Source organism: Streptomyces sp. SID1328, assembly GCF_009865595.1.
Lineage (GTDB): Bacteria > Actinomycetota > Actinomycetes > Streptomycetales > Streptomycetaceae > Streptomyces > Streptomyces griseoluteus.
In genome coordinates this window covers 1-7,571 of the sequence record NZ_WWKH01000706.1, presented here as the reverse complement: position 1 = coordinate 7,571, position 7,571 = coordinate 1, and the positions used below count along the sequence as shown (strand labels likewise).

General features: G+C 66.3%; 2 protein-coding genes and 1 pseudogene. 1 reads left to right on the top strand and 2 read right to left on the bottom strand.

Going from position 1 to position 7,571, the window contains the following annotated elements:
• A pseudogene (locus GT030_RS36665) lies at nt 1–410 on the bottom strand (hypothetical protein); the annotation flags it as partial.
• Nucleotides 411–876: 466 nt separating this feature from the next.
• Here GT030_RS36665 and GT030_RS35810 point away from each other — a divergent pair.
• Nucleotides 877–1,026 (top strand): hypothetical protein, encoded by a 150-nt coding sequence (locus GT030_RS35810; protein ID WP_202460444.1) that lies wholly within the window; start codon nt 877–879, stop codon nt 1,024–1,026.
• A gap of 70 nt (nt 1,027–1,096) precedes the next feature.
• Here the strand turns inward: GT030_RS35810 and GT030_RS22690 are convergent, their stop codons facing one another.
• The gene (locus tag GT030_RS22690) at nt 1,097–6,877 is read right to left on the bottom strand and encodes a DNRLRE domain-containing protein (RefSeq protein ID WP_237522754.1); all 5,781 of its coding nucleotides are present in this window, start codon (nt 6,875–6,877) and stop codon (nt 1,097–1,099) included.
• Between the last annotated feature and the right edge of the window lie 694 nt (nt 6,878–7,571).

Below are 7,571 nucleotides of genomic sequence, written 5' to 3'. Positions count from 1 at the left end.
GACGGCGCCACGGGCGCGGCGGCCCCGCCGACACGCAACCTGTTGAGCGCGCGCCCTGATCCCCGGCCGCGGCCGCGCCGCCCATCCCGCCCGTCCCACCATCGCCTACGCTCACGCCCGTCACGCCACGGCACCGACACAGGCGCGCACGGCACGGCCCCGGCCGGCAGGAGGGCCGGCCGGGGCCGCGGAAGAGAGTGTGCCCGGCCATACGTCGGTCGCTTGATCATTTTGATCCGGTTGACGTGGTCTTCGACGATGCTGGAGCTCCACGGCAGCGTCAGGCCGGCGGGGACTGCGGCGAGATCGCGTTCGAGGCCGTTGACCAAGGTGTGGAGGCTGGGCAGGTCGTCGGCGCGGATGGCCTTGATCCATTGCGGTAGCTGGTCGCCCTGGAACGGGGTGAGCATCTTCGAACACGCGGACGTGCCCGGTGAGAGAATCCAGTTCGGGGCAGCCTGCGAGGACGACTTTGAGCTTCAGGGCGGTCGCTCTCCGGCAGGGGGTCGGGGTGAGTCAGGATCCATCTGGTGACCGTGCGTGGGGACGGCGGACGGGCTGCGAACACGTCACCGAACAACTCGCCAGCCGGGCCCTGACCGCGGAAGCCACACGGTCTACATGGCGATCATCTCCCTCGGCCCCACCGGCAAGCACAGGTCCGCTGGACTATGCGCTGGAAGACCGCACTGAGCACCTTCGACGGCCGCCTGTCAATAACCCCAACCACCCCACGCTCGTTTGACAGACCCGCCCTCTTTAGAGTCGGTGAGGTAATGACAGGGCCCGCCGGAAGCGAAACTTTCCGGCGGGCCCTCAGTTCGGGGGGCATGTGGGCCCACGCGGCTATGTTTGTCGCGACGTCACCCGTCGGCGATGGAGGAAGACCAGCAATATCGCGACGCCCTCCATCAGTGGGCACACGAAAAGCACGAGTACGTCTACCTCGGCCTCATGTCCTCGGAAAATCCACATGACTACTCCGAGAATCCAGACACCGACGCCGACGATGCCGACGATGAGTGACGCTTTCCCGAAGGGCGAGGAGCGGAGAGCTGCGAGCGCGGCCAGCCGAGGGGGGCGCTCTGCGCTCGGTCTACTGGTGCCAGGCATAGGTGGGCGCCAGGTAGAAGTAGGGTCTCACAGTCTTTGTACCTCTCCTCGGATACCAGTCGAGCAGCTTTCCGTAGTACGAGCTCAAGTACTCGCCCGTCGCATAGATTGCTGCGGCCAGCAACAGGGCTGGCGTCGCTGCCCCGGCGGTGGCGTACTCAATCCACGCGGCGATTGCAGAAACTCCGATCCGTCCGGTCTCGATCATGTCGATGAGTTTCTTGGTCCGCTTCCGGCTCAGATTGAGGGTACAGGCATAGGACCCGCAGCGGATGTTGGTCTTGTTGTATTTGGCGATGGGCTTGCGCCCGTCCAGGTCGTACCGGTTCACCGGATCAGCGGGATAGGCGTAGGCGGTCGCGTTGGCCCCGTACACGGGGTCTACGCTGAGGAACCGTCCCAGGGCGGGATCGTAGAGGCGTGCTCCCATGAGGACGACGCCACTGAGGGTGCCCGACGCTCTCTGGTAGCGGCCAAGGGCGCCGTAGAGGGTGGCAACCGTATCTGCGGATGGATTGCCGAACTCGTCGTAGTGCTGGACGGTGATGGCCACAGATGTGTCAAGGGGCTGCTGGACAGTGATGTCACCGTGGATGTTCGCCAGCTGCAGAACAGTCGTCCCGGAGCCAGTTGTGATCGCGGTGAGCGCACCCGTTGCGTCCCTGACGTAGCGGCTGGTCGTGTTTCCGTTCTGAGCCCAGCTGGGACTGTCCGAGGTGTCACTGTAGTGGTTTGTTGATGTGCTGCTGGTGGTCCATGTGCCATCGGTGGTCTGGGCCTGGGTCTTCTGGACGGCGAGGCGCCCGTGTGGGTCGAGATCCCAGGTGTTGCGGCTGGTACCGACGGTCTCGGTGTGGACTCGGTCGTTGGTGTGGAACGACAGGGCCGTGCTGCCGCTGGTGGTGGTGCGGCCGAAGGCGTCGTAGGTGTAGCCGGAGTTCACCAGGCGGTCGGCTGAGTCGTAGCTGTAGGACGTGGTGGCCGAGGTGGTGTCGGCGGTGCTGCTGTCGCAGTCGCCCGAGATGGTCTTCAACGCGGTGCGGTTGCTGCTTGCGTCGAAGCTGTAGGTGCGGGCGGTGCACCCGGTGCCAGTGCTGTCAGCGGCCTGGGTGAGGCGGCCGGCGCTGTCGTAGGTGTAGTCGGATTGGGTGGTGGAGCCGTCGGTTTGGGCGTGGCCGGTCTGTCGGCCGGTCACCGCGTAGCCGGCGGTGTCGGAGGTGACGGTGGTGCCGTCGGAGGTGGTGTAGGCCCGGCCGGTCTGCTGGCCGGTGGGGTCGGTGCTGACGGTCAGGGTGTAGCTGCCGGGCAGGGTCTCGGAGGTGAGGTTGCCGTCGGCGTCGTAGGAGGCCGTGAAGGTGCCGGTGACCGAGTCGGTCAGGGTCTTCATCTGGCCGGCGGTGTTGTACGCGTACCTGACCGTGGATGGGGCCGAGTCGGTTCTCGTCATCGGGCGGTTGAGGATGTCGTACGTCGTGGTGGTGCTGTTGCCGGCGCCGTCGTCGTACGTGGTCAGATGCCCCAGGGCGTCATAGGTGTAGCTGATGCTCTGGCCCTTCGAGGTCTGCTTGCCGATCTGGCCGTTGTCCTTGTTGTAGGTGACGCTGATGGCGGAGGTGTCCGCACCGGTGCCGCCGGTGACCTCTGTGTTGATCGGCCGGCCGGCGTCGTCCGTCGCGGTCGTGGTCGTCCGGGTCACGCTGTTGGCGGTCTCCGCCTTATTGGCGACCTGGCCCCAGCGGTCGTAGGTGTAGACGGTGGTGACCGCTTGCGTGGGGTTGCTGCCGCCGCCGGTGATGGCGGCCGCAGGCGCGGTCTTGCACAGCAGGCCGGCCCATTCCACGGAGTGGCAGGTCCCGGTGGCGTCGACGCTGTAGTAGGTGTACGTGAGCGTGTCCGCGTCTGCGCCGGAGGATCCAGCGGTACGGGTGGTGCCTATCCGGCCGGCGTTGTCGAATGTTGTCACTGTGGCGTTGGCATCGCCTCCGCTGGTGGACCGCTGCTGGCCGGTCGACCAGTCGTAGGCTGACGTCGACTTTTCCGTGTCGGCATCCACGGCATGGCCCGGGATGGCCGCTCCGGTGACGATGGACGTCACCAGTCCGGAGACTGCGGCCGTTTGCGACCTGTCCTCGTCGTAGGTGTACGACATGTGGGTGCGTGCCGGGATCACCGTTCCGGCAGACAGGGTGGTCTCAGGAGTGGAACCGTTCAGTTCCTTGGTGAGGGTGACTTGGTGCAAGGGGCCGTACTCGTCGGTGATGCGTTCGCCGTCGGCCGAGTACTCCGAGACCGTGGCCAGTTGCTGGGCGCGGTCGGCGGTGGACAAGCCGTCGAGGCCGAGGGTGGCGAGGTCGGCGTCGGAACTGCTCAGTGCTAGCTCGCGGTTGGCCGCCGTGAGCTCGGCGACCGTGTTGCCGTAGGCGTCGTATTCGGTGGTCGTGATCGCGCCACCGGGGGTGGCGGTGTTGGTCTCCTCGCCATCTGCGTTGATGTAGGTGATGGTGGCCCGGTCGTACGACGATGCGGTCAGATTCATACCGGAGTGAGATGGGGGTGTGGAGTCGGCGGGGAAGACGGCGGTGGCGTCCGTGGGTGCTTCGTCCTGGGCCCAAGTGGCGACGGTGGCCGTGTCCATCTGGTGCGGGGCGGTGCTGTCCGAGAGCGGCACGTCGTAGACGACGGAGGTGGTCGCCGTGCCCAAGGAGCCAGCCGTCAGCGGCGGACGGGAAGCGCTGAGCAGCATGCCCGCGCCCGCGGTGAGAGCGGATCCCGCCTTGCCGTAGGTGAAGGTCCATGGCAGTTCACCCGGCGTACCGAGCGTGGCGACGTGCCCGTCGGAGTCGTAGGTGTACTCGGTCTTCAGCGCAGGGCTGATCCGCGGGTCCCAGACCTGGCGCAGTTGCCCCGAAACGCTGTAGGCGTAGGAGGCGATGGTTTCGGCGGTGGCCGTGTCGGCGCCGGGGGTGGTGGCCCATAGTTTGATCGCCTTGACCTGCCCCTTGTAGTCGCCGAGAGCGCTGTCGGCGGCGGTGGTGGTATCGGCGTAGACGAACTGCAGGACGCGGCACCCCTTGGTGGAGGGCTCGCTTCGGCAGGTGGTGGCCGTGACGGCGCTGTTCGGGGAGATCACGTACGTCGGGCGAGTGAGCGCTTTGCCGCCCGGCGTGACGGTTTCCGAGACGGTGGTCACCGTCGAGTCGTCGACCGCGGTCGCGGAGGACGAGAGCGTCCACGTGGTCGCCGTGTCGGAGGCCTTGGCGAACACGTAGGTGCTCGCATCGGTGTCGCTCAGCGTGAACTTCGAACCGGACAGTGAGCCCGTCAGGGAGAGGGAGTCGGCCCCGATTTCGGGCGCCCAGCCACCCGCCGACGTCGCGGTGAACGCGACCGAGGAACCATCCCCGCTCAGCAGTTCCAGCGAGGTGCCAGAGGTCTTGCGGATCTGCGTGTAGTCGCTCGACTCGCTGGTGACGGACGACACCCAGCCCGGGCCGAATATTTCCGCTTCACCTTCGGTGTCGTTGCCGTTGACACGCGAGGAATAGGTGCGCTCAACGCTCGCCCCGAAAACGGATGCGTCAGTGGCGGAAAGGGTGTAGTCGCCGGTGAGCGCGTTGACCGTGCCGGGTCCGACCTCGGCCGTCGGTGCTGTGCCCGCGTCGCGGTCGAGGGTGACCTCAACAGTTTGAGAGTGCCCGGTGGTGGTGCTGTCCGTAAAGGCGGCCCGCAACTGGATCACCCCGTCCTCGGGCAGCGAGGCCACGGCGTTCCACACCAGCTTCGTCGCGGCGCCGTTGGTGACCTTGACCGGCCAGGCGGAGACCGGGTCACCTGCTGCGGTCACGTCGTCGGCGGGGACGGTGTGCCAGACATCGTCGGTCTCACCACGCCGGAACTGCCAGGTCACTCCGGTGTAGGAGGTGAGCCCCTTCGCCGACAGAGTCAGGCGGCGGGCGGTGGTGTCCCCGTCGGAAGGCGAGAGGATCGCCGCGCCGTCGGCGCCGACGCCGAAGCTGTAGGCGGTCGTGGCCGTAGAAAGGTTCCCACCTGAGTCGACCGTGCGGGCGTACAGAGTGTGCCAGCCGTTTGCCGGGTCAATGCTTATCGTAGCCGCGTCACCGCCAGTACCGTCGGTGGTGTCCAACTTGCTGTGCGGAAGCGAGGAGTCATCCAGGCCCCAGGAGTAGCCGGCGCCGTCGGAGGAAGAAGTGTCCAGCGCGCACGACACCGCGCTGCCGGCCTTGGCCGTCCAGCCGTTTTCTCCGTAGGTGGGGCAGGAAACAGTGGGCGCGACGGGCTTGCCGGTGTTCATCAGGAACGTGGTGTAGCCCGACCAGGAGCCGTAGTCCGTGCCGTCGTAGGCGCGGACCCGGTAGCGCAGGTGCGCACCTGCCGGGAAGGCGCTAGCCGAGGGGACCGTCAGCTTCGCCGTCGACCCCGAGGCCACCGAAGAGGTGGTGCCCGTGTAGGAGTAGGTGGTGTCCGCGTACGCGGGGTCAGCTGTGATCTCGAACTGGCCCTTGGTGTTGGACCCGTCGGAGTCGGTCACCTTGGCCGAGAGAGCGGGCGTGAGCGAGGTGACGTACCGCTTGCCGTTGTATGTGTTGACCTGCGACGGCGTGATACCGAGCGAGCTCGGCACGGCCGGGTAGGAGTTGTACGTCACGGTCAGGTGCGGTTCGCTCGAACCGTCCCCGGAGACGTAGTTGGCCGAGCGGAACCGGCGCCACGTGGTGGAGTCCGCCTCGTCCCCGCCCGCGATGCGCAGGCCGTAATTGCTCGAGCCGTCCGCCCACGCCTGCACGATGGCGTCGATGTCGAAGTTCACGGTGCCGGCTGGACAGGAACTGCTGTATCCGAGCGCCGCCTTGTTCGTTACCGCGCCGGTGCTCGTAGTGGACGGCTGGGCGGCCCAGGTGATGTCCGAGGACGACCAGGACGTGGTAATCCGCCGCACCTGCGTGCCCGCCCCGGAGGTCGAGCAGGTTGAGGAGTAATACGAGTACAGGGCGAGGTTGGTGTCGGTGATGTGCTTGCCCTTGAACGCCGACACGTCGAACTTGAGGTAGGAGCGGGCCTTCGTCGTGCCCGCGTCGTACGTGCCCGACTTCAGCTCCGTAGAGGAGACCTGCGAGTCCGGATAGTTGGTGGCCACCCACGTATCCGTGGTCACTGCCAGAGTGGACGTGGGGTCAACGGTGACCGGGTAGGTCAGGTCCTGCGCGAAGTAGTCGGCATCAGGCGTGAGGACAAGGGTCTGGGAGCCGTCGTCGGCGGTTTCGACCTTGGTACTGACCCTCGCCTGGTGGCTGGACTCGCCCGAGGAGTCGTCTTTGGAGGAGTCCCACATCATCGGAGCCGGCGCCTCGGCGACCAGCTTGTTGTCGGCGTCTTTCAGCAGCAGATGGCCCGAGTCGGCCACTGACAGCTTCAGCCCCTTCAGCTCCAGCGGAATGCGGTAGTCGAGGTTCCCGCCGGGCGCGGCGTCCAGGACGATGTTCTGGCTGAAGCCCTGCGCCAGCGCGGTCACCGTCAGCGTCTGCTTGTCGCCCAGGTCGTATGAGGCGGTGTCGTCCTTCACCTCCGGCGCAGGCAGCTTCGATTCCCACCCCAGGCCGAAAGACTTGCTTCCCCTGGTCACCGCCACCAGATCGGTGTCGCCCCCGTCGGAGACGGCGATGTCGGCTGCTGCCACCTCCGGTTCCAAAGCGGGCCCGGTGTCCGACAGTGCGGTGTCGATGTCCCGCCAATGGCCGTCCACCATCTGCCGCACCGGTGCGGCGTACGTAGACGTCCGCAGTTCGCCACTGGGCAGCGCATACGTCGTCGAGGTCTCCGTCCGTTGGGAGGTCGCCTCGATGTTTCGGTCTTGAAGACGCGCCATCAACAGCGCTGCCGCCACTGAATCCGCCGACGGTGCGGCGGACTTCGTCCCCGAGGAGGCAGACGCCGCACCTGTCGCCGCAGAACTGGCCCCGAACGCAGCGCCCGTCTCCAGTGAGACCAACGCCGTCTCGGCCGCAAGGACTGCGGCCACCGCGACTGCGGTGCGTCTCAACAAGGCGCGCGAACTTCTCGCCCGCCCCCCTGAAGCTGAGAAGAACCTTCTCCCCTTGAGTCTCATCACAGCTCCCGTGATCACCATACGGAACCTCATGTTCCGCAAGTCGGGTGAGCATAAAGGAGAGAAGTCGTGACGGTATCTTCACGTCACGCTCCCCCGTGACCGTAAGGACACTCAGATTCGCTTCACGCCTCTTGACATGCGCCAACCAAAGGTTCACTCAGTCGAAACCGTCACGCGGACCGAGGTCGATGCATCCGCTTTCGGCTCGGGTTGCACCACAATCCGAGGCTCAAAGCCGCGCCCCCTCACTCGCCCCCGGCAGCGTGAAGCGTGATGATCTTGTGACTGGGATCCGCCTCTAGTGCTCTGACCGCATACCTTCGCCGGGTTG